Raw genomic sequence first — 18,316 nt, forward strand, 5'->3', positions numbered from 1 at the left:
CGTGCGGCAGTCATGACTGCCGCACGCCGCTCCCCGTCGTCTTCCGCCTACTGCTCTGCGCAGAGGGTCAGTTGATGTAGACGTGCGGGTTGCCCGCGACCGAGCTGTCGATCACCGGCCCGTAGGTGGCGGTGAAGTAGCCGGTGGCGAAGCAGGTGCTCGGGCCGGACACCTTGGCGAACGCCTGGGAGGCGAACCCGATGGTCTGGCCGGCGTTGTCGGTGGTGCCGGAGATGCTGCCGGGCGCGCGGTAGACGCAGGTGGTGGTACCGAGGATGGTGTTCAGCACGACCGTGGTCTGCAGCGGACCGGCCGCCGTCGGGCTGAGCGTCACGGGGTTGCCGGCCGCGTCGCTGACCGAGTTGGTGTACGGCAGGTTGTTGACCGTGATGCTCTTGACGCCGGTGACACCGATGACGTTCGCGGTGCAGGAGCTGAAGGTGTGGCTGTTGAGGCTCTCGGTGGCCACGCCCGGGGCCGCCGGGTTGCTGGTCACCGTGGCGGAGAAGGCGGAGACGGCGCACTTGATGCCGCTCGTGCCGGTGGCACTGGAGTAGAAGGTGGCGTAGCTGCCGGGGACCAGGTTGGCGGTCAGGACGTCGCCGACGGCGACGGCGGGGCCGCCGACGGAGGTGTGGGTCAGCACGGCTGAACCGGCGGCCTGGGCCGGGGTGACGGCTGCGGTCGCCAGGGCGACGGCGGCCAGGGCCGCGGCGCCGAGGGTGCGGCTGATGCGCATGAGGGTGCCTCTCTCCGTACGAGCTGGGTGGGCGAGCCCGCGGATTCGCGCTGGGATCGCGCGGCGGGAGCTGCCGCGGTGCACGCGGCAGGGTGGAGCGGAGTGGGGGTGCTGAGAACCTGCGGACACGCGTCCGGTGCCGTCGGCGGGCCCGGCGCCACGGGCCCCGCCGTCCGGCGAGGAGGTGCGGGAGGTGCGGTGGTGCGGGGGACCGCGGCGGTGCGGGCCGTGCGATGAGGTGCCTGAGTGGTGCACGTCGACGGCTGCCACCGCCGGGCATGCGTTCGCCATACTGAACAGTCGGAACGCGTGGAGGTTTCCGTCGGCTCAGCGCCGTTCGATTGGAAACCTGCGAGTGTTGTAAACCAGCCCTTGCGTCAATGTCAATACTGAGCACAGGAGTTGGCGATGGACCTGGATGCCGTTCACGGTGCCGAGGCACTGCTGCTGCCCGGGGCGCGGACCGGCCGTGACCCGGCGCGGTCGATCAAGCGCGGCCCGAGCCGGCTGCCCCCCGGCGTGGTCGCCGCCACCCAGCGGGAACGCCTGCTCGACGGGCTGGTCCACACCGTGGCCGAGCACGGCTACCAGCGGGCGACGGTGAGCGACATCTGCCGCGCGGCCGGGGTGACCAGGCCGGTCTTCTACGAGCTGTTCAGCGGCAAGGAGGACGCCTTCCTGGCCACCCACCGGCACGGCACCGGCGTGGTGATCCGGCGGATGGCGGCGGCCTTCGCGGCGGCCCCGAACTGGTGCGCCGGGATCCACGACGCCCTGCGCGCGATGCTCGACCTGCTGGCCCGCGTCCCCGCCTTCGCCACCATGGCGGTGATCGAGGTGGAGTCGGTCGGCCCGGCCGGCCGCCGTGAGCGCGAGCAACTCCTCACCCGGTTCCGGGCGTTCTTCGCCGAAGTGCCCCCACTGCCGTGCGGCATCGAGGCGCAGCCGCTGGTGGACGCGGTGGTCGGTGGCGTCTACAGCACCCTCTACCGCTGTGTCGACGCCGGTCGGACCGGCGAACTCCCGGCCGAACTGCCGATGTTGAGCCTGTTCTGCCTGGCGCCCTTCCTCGGTCCGGAGGAGGCCGCCCGGCGGCTGGCCGCGGCTCAGGACCTGGTGCCGGCGCCTGCCTTGGCTCCCGTCCCGGCTCCCGTTCCGGCTTCGGAACCGGCCCTGGAAGCGGGCCCTTCGGTCGCGGACGATGATCCTTCGTGCACCCGTATTGACCCGCCGTCTACTGAGCAGTAGCTTCCCAGTAATCCATCTGCGGTCCGACCGGGCCCGCCCCGCTGCCGAGGGGCGGCCCACCCGGCCGGACCGCAGAACGCTGTCCGCGCCAGGACAACGTGCCAGTGCCTGCACATCCCACCACCCTAGGGAGCACACATGGCCACGTCCGATGACGCCGCCCCCACGCCCGAAAGCACCGACGCGCCCGTCGAGTCGAGAGGGCGGGTCCGCCTCCGGCGCACCGCCCTGATGGCGGTACCGGCCGTCGTCGCCGGCGCCGTCCTGATGACCCTCACCGCGCAGGGTGTCCTCGCCGCCCAGTTCGCCATCTCCGGCATGCCGTTCACCGTCACGGCGGACAGTCTGGAGGGCGTCGGCTTCGAACAGTTCGGCAGCCTGGACCACATGATCGAGGGCAGCCCCAACGAGGGTGACACCGGCGGGCAGGTCCTGGTCGCCGTCTCGGCGATCAAGCAGGCCCAGCTCACCAAGCTCTGCCAGAGCGTCGACCTCGGCGGCATCAATCTGCTGATCAAGGCCGGCGACGACGGCACCCCCGTCACCGCCACCGACCTGACCACCGACTCGGACATGCTCTCCGGTGACGCGTCCTTCAAGAACATCGAGATCGGCGGGGACGCCAGCACCTACACCAAGGCGGGCGTCCAGGGCCTGCCGGGCGTGTTCGGGCAACAGGCCGACACCGTCACCATCAACAACCTGCGGCAGCACAACTACGCCACCACCGCGGGTGCGTTCAAGCTCCCCCACCTGCGGCTGAGCTTCAGCTCGGAGGGCTGCTGACGGTGACCGATCCTGTACCCGACGGCGCCGGCCCGGCCGGGCGGGGCGCCGATGCCGCGGAGGCCGGGGCGGCCGTCGGCGCCGGGGTGTCCGGTGCCGGCGGTGGCTCCGCTGCTCCGGGCGCTTCCAGTGCTTCCGGTGCTTCCGGCGCCGACGCTGCCGCGAGCACGGTGGCCGTCGCGCCCGCACCGCCGTCGACGCCCGTGGCGTCCGCCGGTCCCGCCGGGCCGTCGCTCACCGGGCGTGGCTGGCGCGCCTGGCGGGGCCGGCGGCCGTTCTGGGGCGGTCTGCTGGTGCTGCTGGGCGGCGCCGAGGTCCTCTTCACGCTGAAGGCACCGCTGCCGGTCATCCTGCACATCGGGATGCAGGGGATGGCCGGCTACCTGGTACCGGCCGTGATGGCGATCTGCGGCGTGCTGATCCTGTTCAACCCGGCCCAGCGGTTGTTCTACTCCGTGCTCGCGGTGATCAGCTCGCTGGCCAGCTGGGTCACCTCCAACCTGGGGGGCTTCCTGATCGGCATGATCCTCGGAGTGGTGGGTGCCTGCCTGACCTTCGGATGGCTGCCCGACCAGCCCCCACGCCGGCGCCGGCTGCGCCGCGCGACCGGGGGCGAAGCGGCCGGCCCGGCCGGAGCCTGAGCCGGGCCGGCGACGGCGCGGCGTCCCGCCTGCGGTGAAGGGAGAGCACCGGAGGCGGGACACCGCGCCCGTCAGGGTGCCGCCCCTGGTGCGGACGGCGGGGTCGGAAGTCCTGAACACGGGGGCCCGACGAGGCCGGTGGGCCGGTCCGGCCGGGCCGGCCAGTACGGCACCGTGGAACACCCGCGGCTGCCGCACAGCTGGCGGCAGTACGCGATGCGCTGCCCGCCGGAGGAAGCGGACAACGAGGTGGGGTTCGAGGTGCGCCGCAGTGGTCCGGGCGGCGTCGGCGAGGCCCTGGTCGAGCACACCGCCGTCGGCGACGCACTGCGGCTCGGCCCGCCGCTGCCCGGGGAGGACCCACGCGACCCGCGGCCGGTCGCCACCGGTCTGCCGCCCGCCCGCGACCGCCATGGCCCGCTCCAGGCGCGGCGCTGAGCCCCGGCCCCGACCTCAGCGGAAGCAGTACGAGTCCGAGGAGGCGTCGCCGCCCGCCAGGTGGGTCTGGTGCACCCGCAGACCGCCGAACTCCGCGCCGTGCGGGTAGAAGTGCGGGTCGACGCTGAGTCCGCCCGCCTCGGTGTCCGCGTCCAGCTTGATGATCCAGGGCTCGATGCCGTCCGGGTAGAACTGGTCGTCCCAGGCGCCGTACAGCGAGTTGGTGAGGTAGAGCCGCCGGCCGTCCCGGCTGATCTCGACCATCTGCGGGCCACCGCTCAGCGGTCGGCCGGGCTCGGCCGGGTGCGGCGTCCGCGCGGCCACCCCGCCGAGCCGCACCGAGCCCGCCGGGCGCGGGTGGAACGGGTCCGAGACGTCGAACTGGAACAACTCCCCGGTGCCCCAGGCGGATACGTACAACCAGCGGTCGTCCACCGACAGGTTGAGGTCCGTCACCAGCGGCGGCACCGCGCCGAACGGTTGCAGCGCCGGCGGCAGGTCCTCCGGCTTCGCCGGCTCGGCCGGTATCTCGATCACCTTGCGCGCGGTGAAGGCCGCCCCCTCCCGGTACCAGAGCCAGACCGAGGAGGAGAGGTCCTCGACGTTGGCCACCACGCCGACGAAGCCCCACTCCGCCTGCGGGTCGTGCGCCGGCCGCAGCTCCAGCACCATCTGGTACTGGTCGCCGAGGTCGACCCGCTGCAGGTGCCGCCCCGAGTCGAGCTCCCAGAAGTGCAGCGCGTGCCCGTACTTGCGGCCCAGCAGCAGCTCCGGCACCACGCCGTCCTCGACCATCCACGGCGTGCCCCACTCGCTCGTGACGCCCACGTTGGTCCCCAGGTGCCACCAGACGTCGTAGGCGAAGTGCTGTGGTCCGCGCTCCGTCTCCCAGGCCCGCAGGACGTCGAAGGTGGTGTGGTCGAGCAGCGCCACCCCGCCCGGCCCGTCGGCGCCGTCCCCGCTGCCGAGGCAGGACAGGAAGACGCCGTCCGGCCCGCAGTGCAGCGTGTGCGGGCGGGAGTACCCCGCTCTGGCCGCCAGCTCCTCGGCCGGGACGGTCTTCACCAGCCGCGGCCGCACCGGGTCCGGCCGGGTGTCCATCACGTGCAGCCGGGAGGAGCGCAGCCCGGGCAGCAGCAGGTAGCGCCGCTCCGGGTTCCGGTGGCAGGCGTGCGCGAGCGCGCTGGAGCAGGCGTTCCAGCCGAAGTGGTGCAGCTCGTCACCGAGCCCCGGCAGCTCGGCGAAGTTCAGCACCCGGCCGTAGCTCGGCGAGGCCGGATCGGTGTCCACGGTGATCAGCGCGTCCGGCCGCTGCGCCGACCGGTCGAATCCGGCGACGTAGGCCAGCCGCTCCGGCGGTGCGGCGATCGCCTCCGCCGCTGTGCGGTAGAGGGAGGGGTCGCGGTGGCCCGGCTGCGGATGGTCTCCGTGCGGCATGTTCGCTCCTCAACTCGCCTCGCGGGCAAGGAAGGTGACAGTGGCCCGGGCAGCGTGTCACAGAACCGCGGGCGCACAGCAGGCGCATCGGGGGCGGAGCAGTCCGGTCCGGCCCCGCCGCGCGGCCCGCCGGCGCGGTCCGCCGGACCTTTCGCCGCGCCCGGGGGCGGCGCCCGCCGAGCAGGGCGGAGCTACCGGCCGGTATCGTCGGTGCTCCGGATGGGCGGTCCTGCCACGGCAGGCGGAGCAGAGAACGGGTACGGCGGACATGGAGTTCCGAGAAGACATCCTGGGTGCCCCCTACGAGGCGGTCGAGCTGCCGCTCGCCCCCGACGAGGAGGGCGCCGTCAGCGCCACCCTGGTACGCCGGCTCGTCCCGGGCAGCGACCGCGCGGTGCTCTACGTCCACGGGTACGTGGACTACTTCTTCCAGACCCACCTCGCCGACCACTTCGTCGAGCGCGGCTTCTCCTTCTACGCCCTCGACCTGCGCAAGTACGGCCGCTCGCTGCGCCCGCACCAGTCGCCGAACTTCGTCCGCGACCTCGCCGCCTACGACGAGGAACTCGACGCCGCGGTGCGGGTCGTCCGGGAGACCGACGGGCACCGCGAACTGCTGGTCAACGGCCACTCCACCGGCGGCCTGGTGACCGCCCTGTGGGCCGGGCGCCGCGCCGGGCGGGGCGTGGTCGACGGACTCTTCCTCAACAGCCCGTTCCTCTCGATGCCCGCCGCCCCGGCCGTCCGCACCCTCGGCGGCCCCGCCGTGCAGGCCCTCGGCCGCCTCGCCGCCACCCGCAAGCTGCCCTCCACGCTCAACCCGCACTACGTGCACAGCCTGCACCGCGACCACCGCGGCGAATGGGACTTCGACCTGGGCCTCAAGCCGGCCGAGGGCTTCCCGCTCTACGCCGGCTGGCTGGCCGCCATCGACCGCGGCCAGCGCCGCGTCCGGCGCGGGCTCGGCATCGACGTCCCCGTGCTGCTGATGGCCTCCACCGCCTCGATCGCCACCACCACCTGGCAGGCCGGGCTGCACCACGCCGACGCCGTGCTGCGGGCCGACGACATCGCCGCCCAGGGCCCGCGCCTGGGCCGGCACGTCACGATCGTGCGGATCGAGGACGGCATGCACGACCTCGTGCTGTCCGGCGAGTCCGCCCGCACCCAGGTCTTCACCGAGCTCGACCGCTGGCTCGGCGCCTACCTGCCGGCGTCCGGATGAACCCGCCGGGCCCGCACGAGGAGGAGGCGGTCCCGGTCGGGCGGCCGACCGACCTCGGGTACGCCAAGCTCATGCCCGACATCGACCGCGACGGCGGCTGGCTGCTGACCCTCGACGGCACCCCGCAGTCCTACGTCGACCTCGGCGACCCGACCCACCTGGAGTTCGAGTACACCCGGCGGATCGGCCACCTGGTCGACGCCCTCGCCCCCGCCGGGCGGCCGGTCGACGTGCTCCACCTGGGCGGCGGCGCCCTCACCCTGCCCCGCTACCTCGCCGCCACCCGCCCCGGCTCGCGCCAGCGGGTGGCCGAGGTCGACGGCCCGCTGCTCGCGTTCGTCGAGGAGCACCTGCCGTGGCAGGGCCCGGGGGCGGACATCACGACGACGGTCGGCGACGCGCGGGCGGCCCTGGCGGCCGTCCCGGCCGGCTCGCTGGACCTCGTCGTCGCCGACGTCTTCCACGGGTCGCGCACCCCGGCGCACCTCACCTCGGTGGAGTTCCTCCGGCTGGCGGCCGCCGCGCTGCGCCCCGGCGGCTGCTACGCCGCCAACCTCGCGGACGGCCCGCCGCTCGCCTTCGCCCGCGCCCAGGCGGCGACGGTGCGCGCCGTCTTCCCGGAGGCCTGCCTGATCGCCGAGGCGCCGGTGCTGCGCGGCCGCCGCTACGGCAACATCCTGCTGGCCGGCTCCACCGGTCCGCTCCCGGTGGCCGACCTCTCGCGCCGTCTCGCCGCGGACATCTTCCCCGCCCGGCTCACCGAGGGCGCCGACCTGGCCGCCTTCACCGGCCGCACGGCGGCGGTCACCGACGCGGCGGCGACGGACTCCCCGCCGCCCCCGGACGGCGCCTTCAGCGTCGGCTGACGGGCTGCCGCGCGCCCGGCGCGCCGGAGCGCCGCGCGCCCTGGTTCACGCCCCGCGGTGTCAGAATCGGCGGGTCCGAGCCAGGAGCACGTCCGAGAGTCCGAGGGAGCGCGTGATGAGCAGCGGCGAGCGGCCCGAGCTGGGGGAAGTGCCGGAGACGGCCCTGTGGACGCTCTGGCACCGGGCGGTGGAGGCCCGGCGGCCGGACACCGTGCTCGACGACCCGAAGGCCGTCCAGCTGGTCGAGCGGATCGACTTCCCCTTCGCCGAGCGCTTCGGCGCGAGCGCCCTGTCCGCCCAGCTCCAGGCGCTCCGGGCGGCCTGCTTCGACCGCGAGGTCGCCGACTTCCTGGCCCGGGAGCCGCGCGGCACCGTGGTCTGCCTGGGCGAGGGGCTGGAGACCCAGTACTGGCGGGTCGACAACGGGCGGGCCCGGTGGCTCACCGTGGACCTGCCCGAGTCGGTGGCCCTGCGCGAGCAACTGCTCCCGCCCGGCCCGCGCCAGCGCTACCTGGCCGCCGATGCCACCGAGCTGGGCTGGACCGAGGAGGTGGACCGCGACCAGGCGGTCCTGATCACCACCCAGGGCCTGCTGATGTACCTCCCGCCGCCCCGGGTGAAGGCCCTGATCGCGGGCTGCGCCGAACGCTTCGCCGGCGGCTCGCTGGTGCTGGACGCCGTACCGCGCTGGTTCAGCCGGCTCACCCTGACCGGGAGGATGCGCTCCCACGACTACGAGCCGCCGCCGATGCCGTGGGCGATGGACGCCCGCGAGCGGGGCGGGCTGCGCACCGCGAGTCCGGCGGTGGCCGCGGTGCGCGACGTCCGGCCGGTCGGCGCCCGAGGCCTGCTCGGGGTCCTCCTCCCGCTCGCCCTCACCGTCCCACCGCTGGCCACCCACCGCCCCTCGGTCACCGTCCTGGACTTCGCCGGGCAGCCGTAGCCGGCGGGATCCCCCGGTGGATCAGGAGGGGGCCTCGGCACCAGCGAGGCGCCCTGGCCCAGCGCCGTCCCCGGTGTGAGACGCCGTCAGGCCCGCCCCCGGGTGGGGCGGGCCTGACGGCGCCGGGGTGACCCGGGGTCAGTCGGAGGGCTCGACGTCGATGTCGACGCGTTCCTGGTAGAAGGCGATCAGCCCGGTCAGGGCCTCCATGCCGCTCAGCGGGACGGGGTAGGACCAGGCGATGGAGCCGCCCTCGCCGTGGGAGGCGAGCGCGTAGTGCACGGCGTTGCCCTTGTAGGGGCAGTAGGTGCTCTCCCAGGAGGGGGCGAGCAGTTCGCGGCGCACGTCCTCGGGCGGGATGTAGTAGCGGACGGGGTAGCGGCCCTCCAGGACCACGATCGGCCGCTGGCTGTCGGCGAGCACGGTGTCACCGGCGCGCACGACGATCCGGCCGCGTCCGGGCTCCACCAGGATGCCGGCGTTGATGTGGTGCACGGAGCCGGCGGCGGAGAGGTCCGGGGCGGCGCCGGGCCGGGTGCCGTGGTCGGAGCGCTGGTCAGCCACGGGACACCGCCGGGCTCTGGACCGTGCCCGCCGTGCCCGCGCCGCCCGCGGTGCCGCCGGGTGGCGGCGCGGCGGCGGGGGTGCGGGCTTCGGCGAAGCGCGCCCACAGGGCCACGCCCGCCCCGACCGCGCACAGCACCGCGGCGACCAGGACGGCGTGGTCGGTCCCGGCGGCCATCGCGTAGCGCGGCCCGCGGTCGTCGGTGGCCTGGCCGGCGACGGTCAGCGTGATGGCGACGCCTAGGGCCGAACCCAGGTAGCGGGCGGTGTTGTTGGCGCCCGAACCCATGGCCGCGCGGTCGGCGGGCACGCTGCTGACGGCCAGCCGGGCGAGGGCCGCGTTGAGGACGCCGCTGCCGACGCCGGCGAGCACCAGGCCGGGGGCGAAGTGCGTCCAGGAGCCGTCGGGGGTCATGCCGTAGAGGGCGGCCTCGCCGATGCCGCACAGCAGCAGGGAGGCGGCGACCTGGGTGGTGGCGGACATCCGGTTGGCGAGGCGGCGGGCCTGGAGGGCGGAGACGACGGACAGGCCGGACCAGATCGCGAGCACCAGGGAGGCCACCAGGGGGGTCTCCCCGGCGGACTTCTGGAGGGCCATCGGCAGGTAGCTCATCAGGCCGACGATGGCCAGGCCGGTGAACAGCGCGCCGCCGCTGGAGGCGATGAAGCCGGGGCTGCGGAACAGCGCGAGGTCGAGCATCGGTTCGGCGATCCTGGCCTCGACCAGGACGAACAGCACGAGCAGCAGCACGCCGAGGCCGAGCAGGAGCAGGACGGGGGTGCGGCCCCAGCCGTGCCGGCCCTCGGCGAGGCCGGCGATGAGGCAGGAGGCACCGGCGCCGAGGGTGGCGACGCCCAGCAGGTCGAGCTTGCGGGGCCGGTCGTTGCGGGACTCCTGCAAGCCGTACGCGGTGAGCGCGATCAGCAGGGCGGACAGCACCGAGAGCACCCAGTACACCGAGCGCCAGCCGCCGGCGCGCTCCAGCAGCGCCGCGTAGACCGGGCCGACGGCGATGCCCAGGCCCACCGAGGCGCCCCACATGCCGAGCGCCCGCACCCGGCCGGGGCCGACCGGGTAGACGTGGCCGATCAGGCCGAGGGTGGGGGCGAGCACGGCCGCCGCGGCACAGCCCTGGAGGACGCGGCCGATCAGGAACTGGGTGGGGCCGGTGGCGGCCGCGGAGACGGCGGTGGAGATCAGGAGCAGCACCGCGCCGGCGCCGAAGACCCGCTTGCGGCCGTAGTCGTCGGCGGCACTGCCCATGGTGAGGAGCAGGGCGGCCAGGCCGACCAGGGTGCCGGTGAGCACCCAGGTCTGGGCGGAGGAGCCGAGGCCGAGGTCGGCGGCGGTGGGCGACAGGGTGGTGAGCGGGGAGGTGTAGTCGACGAGGACGAGGAGGGTGCCGAAGGCGGCGATCGAGAGGGTGAGGGCCGGGCGGCGGCCCTGGGGCGGCGGGCTGGGCGTCATCGGGGTGGTCCTCGCTGCGATGGGAGGTGGGAGAGGGTCCGATCTAAGGTCTGTTCATTGAACTCAACTGAATCTATCACGCCGGGTTCGGTGAAGGAACCTTCGGCTAGACTGGTCCGCATGGCGCTCGGAACCGATTACGCACAGCAGGACTGCTCGCTCGCCCGGGCGCTGGAGGTGGTGGGGGAGCGCTGGAGTCTGCTGATCGTCCGCGACGCCTTCTACGGGGTCCACCGCTTCAACGACTTCCTCGCTCACCTCGACATCCCGCGTGCGGTCCTCACCAGCCGTCTGCAGGCCCTGGTGGCCGCGGGCGTGCTGCACAAGGAGCCCTACCAGAGCTCCCCGGTGCGCTACGGCTACGTCCTGACGGCGGCCGGGCGCGAGCTGTGGCAGCCGATCTACGGGCTGGCGCAGTGGGGGGAGCGCAACGCCTCCAGCGGCGGGCCGCGCACGGTCTTCAGCCACGCGGCCTGCGGGACGCGGCTCGACCCGCTGGGCGCCTGCCCGGTGTGCGGCGGAGTGGTCGCTCCCGAGCACATCACGATGCAGCCGGGCCCGAGCGCACAGGCCCGGCTGCGCCAGGACCCGGTCTCGCGCGCGCTGGCCAAGCCGCACCGGCTGTTGACGCTGGTGTCGCCCGACGCGGACTGACCCGCCGGCCCGGCGCACGCGCGAACGCCCGCCCGCCCGGCCCCGGAGGGCTGGGCAGGCGGGTCCGTCCGGCGCCGGCCGCGCCCGCGTGGCCCGGCAGAGTGGCAACGGCGAGGTCCTGGGTCCGGGGTACGGGGTCAGCGCGGCTCGGCGACCAGCAGCCGGCTGTCCAGCGGCAGGTCGTGGACCGCCGCGAGGGTGAAGCCGGCCCGCTCCAGCAGGCCGGAGTACTCCGCGGTGCTGCGCTCGAAGCCGCCGGCGATGGCGAGCATGTGGACGTCGAACCAGGCGGCCAGGGACGGGGTCCCGTCCTCGGGGATGACGCGCTCGATGATCAACAGGGCGCCGTCGGCGGTGACGGCCTCGCGGATGCGCTCCAGCACCCGGACGCACGCCTCGTCGTCGCGTCCGTGCAGGACGCGCGAGAGCAGGTAGACGTCACTGCCGGCGGGGACCTTCTCGTAGTAGTCGCCGCTCTCGAAGCCGATGCGGTCGGCGTCGGGGGAGTCGGCGAGCTCCGTACGGGCGGCTTCGATGACGTGCGCGGTGTCGAACAGGACGCCGGTCAGGGCGGGGTGGGCGCGCAGCACGGTGGTGAGCAGGGCGCCGTTGCCGCCGGCTATGTCGACGACGGTACGGGCGCGGGAGAAGTCGTAGAGACCGGGGACGGGCTCGAAGAAGGAGGAGCTGGCGGCCATCGCCCGGTCGAAGCGGGCGGTGAGCTCGGGGGTGCGGGCGAAGTAGGGGTACATGGCGGCGCCGTGGACGTGTTCGAAGGCGTTCTCGCCGGTGCGCACGGTGTGCAGCAACTGGCCCCAGCCGGCGTAGAACTCGTCGCCGTAGAGCAGGGCGAGGTCGCGCATGGAGCCGTGCTCCTCGGTGCGCAGGGTGCGGCCCAGGTCGGTGGTCCGGTAGCGGCCGTCGGCGTCGGTGGCCAGCACGTCGAGCTCGACGAGGAAGCGCAGCAGCCGGGTCAGCGAGGGCTGGTGGGTGTCGGTGCGCTCGGCGAGTTCGGCGGCGGTGGCGGGCTCGGCGGCCAGGAGGTCGGCCAGGCCCAGGGTGGCGGCGGTGTGCACGGCCTGGGTGGCCCATGGGCCGATGAGCAGGTCCATCATGCGGCGGGCGGCGGTGTCGGTCATCGTGGGGACTCTCCTGCGATCGGGGTAAGGGGGGCCGGAGGGACGTGCGGTCAGGCGAGGGCGAGAGCACGGCGGCGCAGGTTCTCCACGCCGGTGTGCAGGCAGCCGCGGGCGATGGCGTCGCCCTGGATGAGGGTGCGGGAACCGACGTGGGGCCGGGCGCCGATGGCGGTGACCCACTGGACGGACTCGACCGGGGGGCCGTAGGAGAAGCGGCCGCGGTGGGCGGTGCCCCCGGAGTCGAGCAGGCGGAAGGAGACCTCGGCGACGTCGAGGCCGCCGGTGGTGTAGGGCTCGCCCTGCGCGTCGGGGATGACGTGGGGGCGGGCCCCGCCGGTCTCGATCAGGCGGCGCAGCAGCGGATCGGTGGCGCGGCGCACGTCGGTGAGGGCGAGGTGGGCCTCCAGGAGGGCCTCGGTGGCCAGCGGAGCCTCGTCGACGAAGGGGGAGGAGACGAGGAAGCGCCCGGTGGCCTCGTCGGCCTCGACCTTCATGCGCGGGCCGACCAGGTGGACGGTTCCGGCGCGCACGAGGGCGTCGAGCTCCTCGACGCGGGCGGTGGGCGGGCCGCTGGCGATGTAGTTGTTGAGCCCGCTGAACCAGCGGTCCACGTGGTCGCGGTAGGAGCCGCCGCGCAGGCCCTGGTGGGATATCACCTGGCGGATCTCGTCCCGCAGGTCGCGCATGATGGCGGCGGTGGCCTTGAAGGGGCTGCGGGCCGGGCCCATGGCGGACTGTTCGAGGTCCCAGCCCAGGCGGCCGGTGATCCAGTCCCGGTAGGCGGCGCGGTCGGCGAAGCGGCGCTCCAGGCTGGGGCGGTCGACCTGGTCCCAGTCCCAGTGCTGGTCGGGGTCCTCGAACCGGTCGGTGATCAGCTGCCGCATGGCGGGGGTGTCCCAGTCCAGGTCGGCGTAGGCGGCCAGGAAGCCCTCGCGCTCGGCCTCGGGCGCGTCGGCGAGGCGGCTGCGGTAGTAGACGTAGCCGACCTCCTTGGCGATGTAGGGCCACAGGTCGGCGCGGAAGTCCAGTTCGCCCCGGCCGGCGGCGCGGCGCAGGCGGGTGATGACCTCGCCGGTGAGGAAGCGCGGCTGGTAGCGGGGGACGACCTCCAGGTGCACCTCGGCGCGGGCGAGGTAGGGCACGCCCCGCCCCGAGCCGGCGTACAGCAGCGGTTCGCGGCCGGACGGGTGGTACTGGAGCACGCCGTCCCCGTCGCGCTCGAAGCGTCCGCCGCGGCCCTGGGTGAAGAGGGTGACGTAGTCGTAGAAGCTGAGACCCAGGCCGCGTAGCACCAGGGGCCGGCCGGCCGGGATGGCGTCGAGGTCGCATTCGGCGGGGCTGAGGGGTTCGCGGTAGAGCAGGCCGTGGCGGTCGGCGAAGTCCTTCAGGTCCTGCTGGCCCTTGGTCGGGGCGACGTCGAAGTGGCCCTGGGCGAGGACGACGGCGTCGCACTCCAGGGGCTGCTCCTCGCCGTCCAGGTGCAGGAGTTGGGTGCCGCGGTCGGTGTCGTCGACGGCGGTGGCGCGGGTGGCGTGGACGTGGACGGTGACCTGGGCGGGGGCGGTGCGGATGATCTCCTGCAGGGCCCAGCGCAGGTAGGCGCCGTTGAAGGCGCGGCTGCCGTAGGACCAGGGCAGCATGCCGGAGGCCTCCTGGCGTTCGGCGTCGGTGACGTCGGTGACGCGGCCCTCGGCGACCAGGCGGGCGAACTGGTACTGGGTGGGGCCGGGCAGGATGGGGCCCTCGCAGGGGACGGACTCGTCGGTGAAGACGGTGACGTCGGAGGCGACGGTGTTCATCAGCAGGGAGCGGTCCTGGTCGCGTCGCCAGACGCGGCCGCCGCCGGCGGGGTAAGGGTCGATGAGGTGCACCTCGACGGGGACCGTGGGCGCCACCAGCGCGGCGTTGGCGCACAGCCGCTCCAGGGCGACGACGCCGCGCGGTCCGGCGCCCACGATCCCGACACGGAGGATGGCTTGGCTGGTGGTCACAGGGCGGGTTCCTTTCCCGGGGTGGAGGTGGCGCTGTCGGCGGCGGAGCCGCCCGGGGCGGCGGTGTCCTGGGGGAGTTCGCCGAACAGCAGGGGGAAGTAGTCGATGTCGCGGCGCAGGGCCTGGAAGAGCTCCGAGCCGGGCAGCTCGGTGGTGCCGGCGCCGGGGCGGGCGGGGCCGTCGAGCAGCCGGCGGTTGCGTTCGGTGCTGGCGCGGGAGAGCGGCAGGCGGCCGGGGGAGTGGTAGCGCACGGCGCCGTCGCGGTCGCGGCGCGGGATGACCTCGGAGCGGGCGTGGCGGCTGGCGCTGAAGGGGATGTCGAGGCGGCCGGCGGCGAAGGCGGTGACGATCGCGCTGTCCAACCGCGGGGCGGCCAGGACGGGTTCCACGATCTCGGCGGTCTCGCGCAGGATCCACTCCAGTTCCTCGTCGACGGCGCCCTCGTCGACGGTGATGAAGTCGAGCAGGGGGGAGCGGGCGACGGCGGCCAGGCGAAGCCCGGCGGCGTTGGCGGCGGCGTCGGGGATGCCGTGGGCCTCCTGGTAGGTCTTGGTGATGAGCTTGGAGGCGCCGCCCAGGCGGGCGGTGATGGCGCCGTAGAAGATGAGGTCGTCGGCGTGGTGGCGCCGGCGGGGGAAGACGCCCATGAACTCGTGGAGCACGGCGTGGACGTCGAGGCCGGCGGGCAGGTAGCGGGCGGCCAGGACGGGCACGGCGCGCAGGGCGGCGATGTCCTGGGCGAGGTGGCCGCTCTGCGGGTAGGAGACGCTGACGCACCGCACGCCCGCCGCGGCCGCGGCGACGGCCTCCAGCACGCTGATGGCCAGGCTGATGGACGGCGGGATCAGGACCGCGGTGAGGGTGCCGAACAGCTCCCGGTCCATGACCACGCCCAGGTGCGCGAGTTCGCCGCAGAGCTGGTCGACCTCGGTCCAGGCGGCCAGCGAGTCGGCGAGGGGCACGTCCTTGGAGTAGGGCAGGTTGTAGGAGATGCCGCCGCCCTCGAAGGAGGTGATGCCGCAGGCCACGGCGGTGGCGAAGAGTTCGCGTGGGTCGGGGGAGCCGTGCCGGATCTCCAGCGGGACGGCGACCAGTTCGTTCAGCTCCCGTCCGCGCTGCCAGCCGTGGGTGACCAGCGGATAGCCGTTGAGGGTGCGGTGGTCGGTGCGCAGGGCCCGGGCGGCCTGCTCGAAGCGGCGCAGCCGGGTGTGCGAGTCGATGGTGAGGGTGAGCAGGTCGGGGCGGCCTTCGGTCTCCAGCTCCTTGAGCAGGACGGCCATTTCGCGGTGCCCGCCGACCCCGCAGCGCGGCTGCAGGGCGGTGCGTCCGCTGGTCCGGGCGCGGGCCAGCACCTCGGCGGCGGTGGGCTTGCCGAGTCGGGTGATGTAGGCCGCCGACTCCTCCAGGGTGGGCGGCGCGGGGGCGGTGGGCACGGGGGTCACCGGGCGGCGGCGGCCGGGACGCGGTCGGACGCGGTGGGGGCGTGCAGGGCGTCGAGGGTGGGGACGAGGTCGGCGGCGCTGGCGAGCACGCGGTCGACGCCCAGGTCGTAGAGGCGGGTGACGGAGGACTCGTCCTTGACGCTGCCGACCGAGAGGTTGCCGCCGACCACGACCGGGCAGTGGATGCGGCCGGAGCGCTTGGCCTCGGCGAGGCCGTGCAGGTCCTCGTGGATCTGTCCGTTGAGGCTGCCGATGAGGACGGCCTCGGCCTGCGGGTGGCGCTCGCACGCGTCGGCGAACTCGTCGACCGGGGTGCAGGTGCCGAGGTTGACGACGGTGAAGCCGTCGGCGCGCAGGGCGTGGGCGATCAGGTGGTTGGCGACGGCGTGGCTGTCGCTGGCCGCGACGCCGAGGATCACCAGGCGGCCGCCGCGTTCGGGGGCGCCGGTCGGACGGGTGGGCAGGGGCATGGGCGTGGGCATGGGGAACCGCCTATCCGTGGAGTGCGGGCGGGTACGGGGTGGTGTGTGGGGCGGACCGACCCGAGGGCCTGACGGTCGTCGGGTGCGGGCGCCCGGTCAGTCGTCGAAGGCGGCGAACAGCTCGCGCTTGCTGACCGAGCGGATGCGGGCGACGTCGAACTCCTCCGGGTCGGCCGCCGAGAGCGAGTCGAAGACCCGGTTGATCGCGGCGACCAGGCCCCACTCGGCCGTGTAGGCCGGCCAGTTGCGGTGGCCGCCGACGAGGTCCTGCTGGCGGGCGAAGATGTAGTCGTGCCACTGCCGGCTGGCGGGGTAGCGGTGGTGGTAGTCGTGCACGACGGTGTCGCCCGTCAACACCAGGTAGCGGGTCGGGAAGTGCACCAGCGCCATCCGGCCGCTCCAGCGCAGCCAGCGCAGCGCGGCGGTGGCCGCGGGCAGGCCGGGGGCGGGCGCCGCCTCACCGATGAAGATCGCGTTGGTCAGGCTCCCGAAGTACTCGCGGCCGCGGCGCACCGTGGTTCCGGGCGCGGGGAAGGTGTGCTTCACGCACAGCCGCAGCGTGTTGCTGATCTGGTAGAGCACGCCGACCGGCACGAACCAGACCACCAGCACGGCCGGCCAGGCCCCCAGCAGCACGGCCGCGACCCCGCCGCCGCCGTACAGGGCGACGGCGACGGCCTTCTCGGCGGCGGCGCCGTTGTGCCAGAAGGAGCGCACCCGGGAGATCGCGAAGGCCAGGTGGAACCGGGGCGAGACGGCCTTGAGCAGCACCCTGCGCCACATCCGGCGCCGGGTCATGCCCGGGTGCAGGTCGAGGCTGATGAGGAAGGCCTGGACGGTGGGGTCGCGCAACGTCATGTGGTGCACGGCATGGTGGTCGGCGACATGTTCGCGGCTGTAGCGCTCGAAGTTCTGGATCACCAGGAGGGCTGAGATGACGTTGCCGATGACGGTGTCCAGCCGGCGGTGTCCGAACATGTTCCGGTGCGAGCACTGGTGGTAGATCATCATCCGCAGGTTCCGCTGGCCGTGCAGGGTCATCGCCCAGCCGGGAAGCAGCAGGAGCAGGAACCAGGTGCCCAGGACGAAGCCGGTGGCCGAGACCGCGGCGCCGGCCAGCACGGACAGCGAGGCGGTGGCCAGGTGGAAGCCGGGTGACAGGGCCACCGGGCGTTGGCCGGCCAGCGGGCGCCCGGTCAGGAAGGTGAGCGGCAGCTGGAGCGGGCCGGGCAGGCGCCGCATGCTCTCGCGCACCGGGTCGGCGGCCGTCTCGTCGCCGGCCGGGCGTGCTGCGGCGGCCGCCTTCGCCGCGGCGGTGGTGCGCGGTGCGGTGGTGCCCTGTGGTGCGGCGGTGGTGCGCGGTGCGGTGGTGCTCGGTGGTGCGGTGGTGGTCTGCGGCGCGTCGTCGGAGTCGGTGTGGCGCGTCGTCGGAGAGTGCGACGCGGTGTTGCCAGGTCTCATGGCGGGCGTGCCTTTCTGCCGGGCGGCGGCATGACGCTTCGCCCGCTCCACCCCGTGGTGCGCACGGGCATGGCGGAGCGGGGCATGGCGATGGTCGTGAAACCGCTGTTCGAACAGCACACAGGTCTGGACAACGGGATGGCGCGAGGAAATGCCCGGCCCACGGCCGGTAGGGCCGGATGAACCGGGAGGAACGCGGGGGCGGCCCGAGGGTGGACGTCCCAGGCGGCGGGCGGCGGGCGGCGCGGCGCCATAGTGGCGCAACCTTGTCATGTCGCCTGCGGTCAGTGCGGCTTTACGCTAACCACGGCTCTCGGATCAAGTCAAGCGGCATCCGAGTGGCGAGTGACATCCCGTCAGCTCTGGTCAGTGCGAACGCGAATGGGTTACGCTCGCCAGAACTGGTGAACGAACCTGACTGGCAATCAGGGAGTGACTCCGCCGGCGGCCGAGGGAACGCGACGGGGTCCATTCTGATGCCTGGTGGTACGCAAGGTGCCCCCACCTGGGGGTTTCCATAGGGGGAAGGAACTCACAGTGCAGACCATGCGACAGCCCTGTGGTCGAACCGGATCCACGGCCGCGGCCGGCGCCTTCCGTGCGCCGGTCACCAGATCCAGACACCTCGCGAACCCAGCGCTCTCCGCCCGCACCTTCGGCGGCCTTGCCCGGCCCCGCGCCTGCGCGCCCGGCGGCAGACGGCGGCTGCACGACATCTGCGCGCACCAGTGGTCATGAAGGGTCAGCAGGTCCCTGTTGCGCGCCTCCTCGACGAAGGACGGCGCGCGCTCG

The 18,316-nt window shown here is 74.0% G+C and carries 17 protein-coding genes; 8 read left to right on the top strand and 9 right to left on the bottom strand.

Annotated elements, in window-relative coordinates; translation table 11 throughout:
• Positions 1-67 precede the first annotated feature (67 nt).
• A complete protein-coding gene (locus tag ACZ34W_RS29135; RefSeq protein ID WP_329486103.1) occupies positions 68-739 on the bottom strand; it encodes a Tat pathway signal sequence domain protein in 672 nt (223 codons plus the stop codon).
• A gap of 408 nt (positions 740-1,147) precedes the next feature.
• Here ACZ34W_RS29135 and ACZ34W_RS29140 point away from each other — a divergent pair, with 408 nt between their 5' ends.
• From ACZ34W_RS29140 to ACZ34W_RS29155, 4 genes are all read left to right on the top strand, one after another.
• A complete protein-coding gene (locus tag ACZ34W_RS29140) occupies positions 1,148-1,987 on the top strand; it encodes a TetR/AcrR family transcriptional regulator (RefSeq protein WP_465608315.1) in 840 nt (279 codons plus the stop codon).
• Positions 1,988-2,125: 138 nt separating this feature from the next.
• Entirely contained in the window at positions 2,126-2,773 is a 648-nt protein-coding gene (locus ACZ34W_RS29145; protein WP_329486101.1) for a DUF6230 family protein, read from the top strand.
• Between the two features lie 203 nt (positions 2,774-2,976).
• Positions 2,977-3,414 (top strand): DUF6114 domain-containing protein, encoded by a 438-nt coding sequence (locus ACZ34W_RS29150; RefSeq protein WP_329492020.1) that lies wholly within the window; start codon positions 2,977-2,979, stop codon positions 3,412-3,414.
• A 174-nt stretch (positions 3,415-3,588) separates the two neighbouring features.
• Positions 3,589-3,852 (top strand): hypothetical protein, encoded by a 264-nt coding sequence (locus tag ACZ34W_RS29155; RefSeq protein ID WP_465608317.1) that lies wholly within the window; start codon positions 3,589-3,591, stop codon positions 3,850-3,852.
• Positions 3,853-3,867: 15 nt separating this feature from the next.
• On the opposite strand, the gene ACZ34W_RS29160 is transcribed toward ACZ34W_RS29155, so the two are convergent.
• Positions 3,868-5,289, bottom strand: coding sequence for a selenium-binding protein SBP56-related protein (locus ACZ34W_RS29160; protein WP_465608319.1), 1,422 nt, complete (start codon positions 5,287-5,289; stop codon positions 3,868-3,870).
• Positions 5,290-5,557: 268 nt separating this feature from the next.
• Between ACZ34W_RS29160 and ACZ34W_RS29165 the strand changes: the two genes are divergently transcribed.
• From ACZ34W_RS29165 to ACZ34W_RS29175, 3 genes are all read left to right on the top strand, one after another.
• Positions 5,558-6,514, top strand: coding sequence for an alpha/beta hydrolase (locus ACZ34W_RS29165; protein WP_465608321.1), 957 nt, complete (start codon positions 5,558-5,560; stop codon positions 6,512-6,514).
• Complete coding sequence (locus tag ACZ34W_RS29170; protein ID WP_465608323.1) at positions 6,511-7,380, top strand: spermidine synthase; 870 nt, start codon at positions 6,511-6,513, stop codon at positions 7,378-7,380. Before ACZ34W_RS29165 ends, ACZ34W_RS29170 begins: the two co-directional genes overlap by 4 nt.
• A gap of 115 nt (positions 7,381-7,495) precedes the next feature.
• Positions 7,496-8,323, top strand: a complete 828-nt coding sequence (locus ACZ34W_RS29175) for a class I SAM-dependent methyltransferase (RefSeq protein ID WP_465608326.1) — start codon at positions 7,496-7,498, stop codon at positions 8,321-8,323.
• Between the two features lie 138 nt (positions 8,324-8,461).
• On the opposite strand, the gene ACZ34W_RS29180 is transcribed toward ACZ34W_RS29175, so the two are convergent.
• A complete protein-coding gene (locus ACZ34W_RS29180) occupies positions 8,462-8,887 on the bottom strand; it encodes a DUF427 domain-containing protein (protein WP_359837582.1) in 426 nt (141 codons plus the stop codon).
• Complete coding sequence (locus ACZ34W_RS29185; RefSeq protein WP_465608329.1) at positions 8,880-10,355, bottom strand: MFS transporter; 1,476 nt, start codon at positions 10,353-10,355, stop codon at positions 8,880-8,882. Before ACZ34W_RS29185 ends, ACZ34W_RS29180 begins: the two co-directional genes overlap by 8 nt.
• 120 nt (positions 10,356-10,475) lie before the next feature.
• Here ACZ34W_RS29185 and ACZ34W_RS29190 point away from each other — a divergent pair, with 120 nt between their 5' ends.
• Positions 10,476-11,009 carry a winged helix-turn-helix transcriptional regulator gene (locus ACZ34W_RS29190; RefSeq protein ID WP_329486093.1) on the top strand — a complete coding sequence of 178 codons (534 nt, stop codon included), beginning with the start codon at positions 10,476-10,478 and terminating at the stop codon, positions 11,007-11,009.
• Between the two features lie 137 nt (positions 11,010-11,146).
• Here ACZ34W_RS29190 and ACZ34W_RS29195 read toward each other — a convergent pair whose 3' ends face one another.
• From ACZ34W_RS29195 to ACZ34W_RS29215, 5 genes are all read right to left on the bottom strand, one after another.
• Positions 11,147-12,148, bottom strand: coding sequence for a methyltransferase (locus tag ACZ34W_RS29195; protein ID WP_329486092.1), 1,002 nt, complete (start codon positions 12,146-12,148; stop codon positions 11,147-11,149).
• Between the two features lie 50 nt (positions 12,149-12,198).
• A complete protein-coding gene (locus ACZ34W_RS29200; protein ID WP_465608331.1) occupies positions 12,199-14,139 on the bottom strand; it encodes an FAD/NAD(P)-binding protein in 1,941 nt (646 codons plus the stop codon).
• Complete coding sequence (locus ACZ34W_RS29205) at positions 14,136-15,572, bottom strand: methylaspartate mutase (RefSeq protein ID WP_465608333.1); 1,437 nt, start codon at positions 15,570-15,572, stop codon at positions 14,136-14,138. The genes ACZ34W_RS29200 and ACZ34W_RS29205 overlap by 4 nt, the downstream gene beginning before the upstream one ends.
• Positions 15,573-15,577: 5 nt before the next feature.
• Complete coding sequence (locus ACZ34W_RS29210) at positions 15,578-16,063, bottom strand: cobalamin-dependent protein (protein ID WP_329486088.1); 486 nt, start codon at positions 16,061-16,063, stop codon at positions 15,578-15,580.
• 96 nt (positions 16,064-16,159) lie between these two features.
• Positions 16,160-17,524: a fatty acid desaturase gene (locus ACZ34W_RS29215; protein WP_465608335.1), complete on the bottom strand. Its 1,365-nt coding sequence runs from the start codon at positions 17,522-17,524 to the stop codon at positions 16,160-16,162.
• Positions 17,525-18,316: the final 792 nt, after the last annotated feature.

The organism is Kitasatospora sp. NPDC022856 (assembly GCF_055561235.1).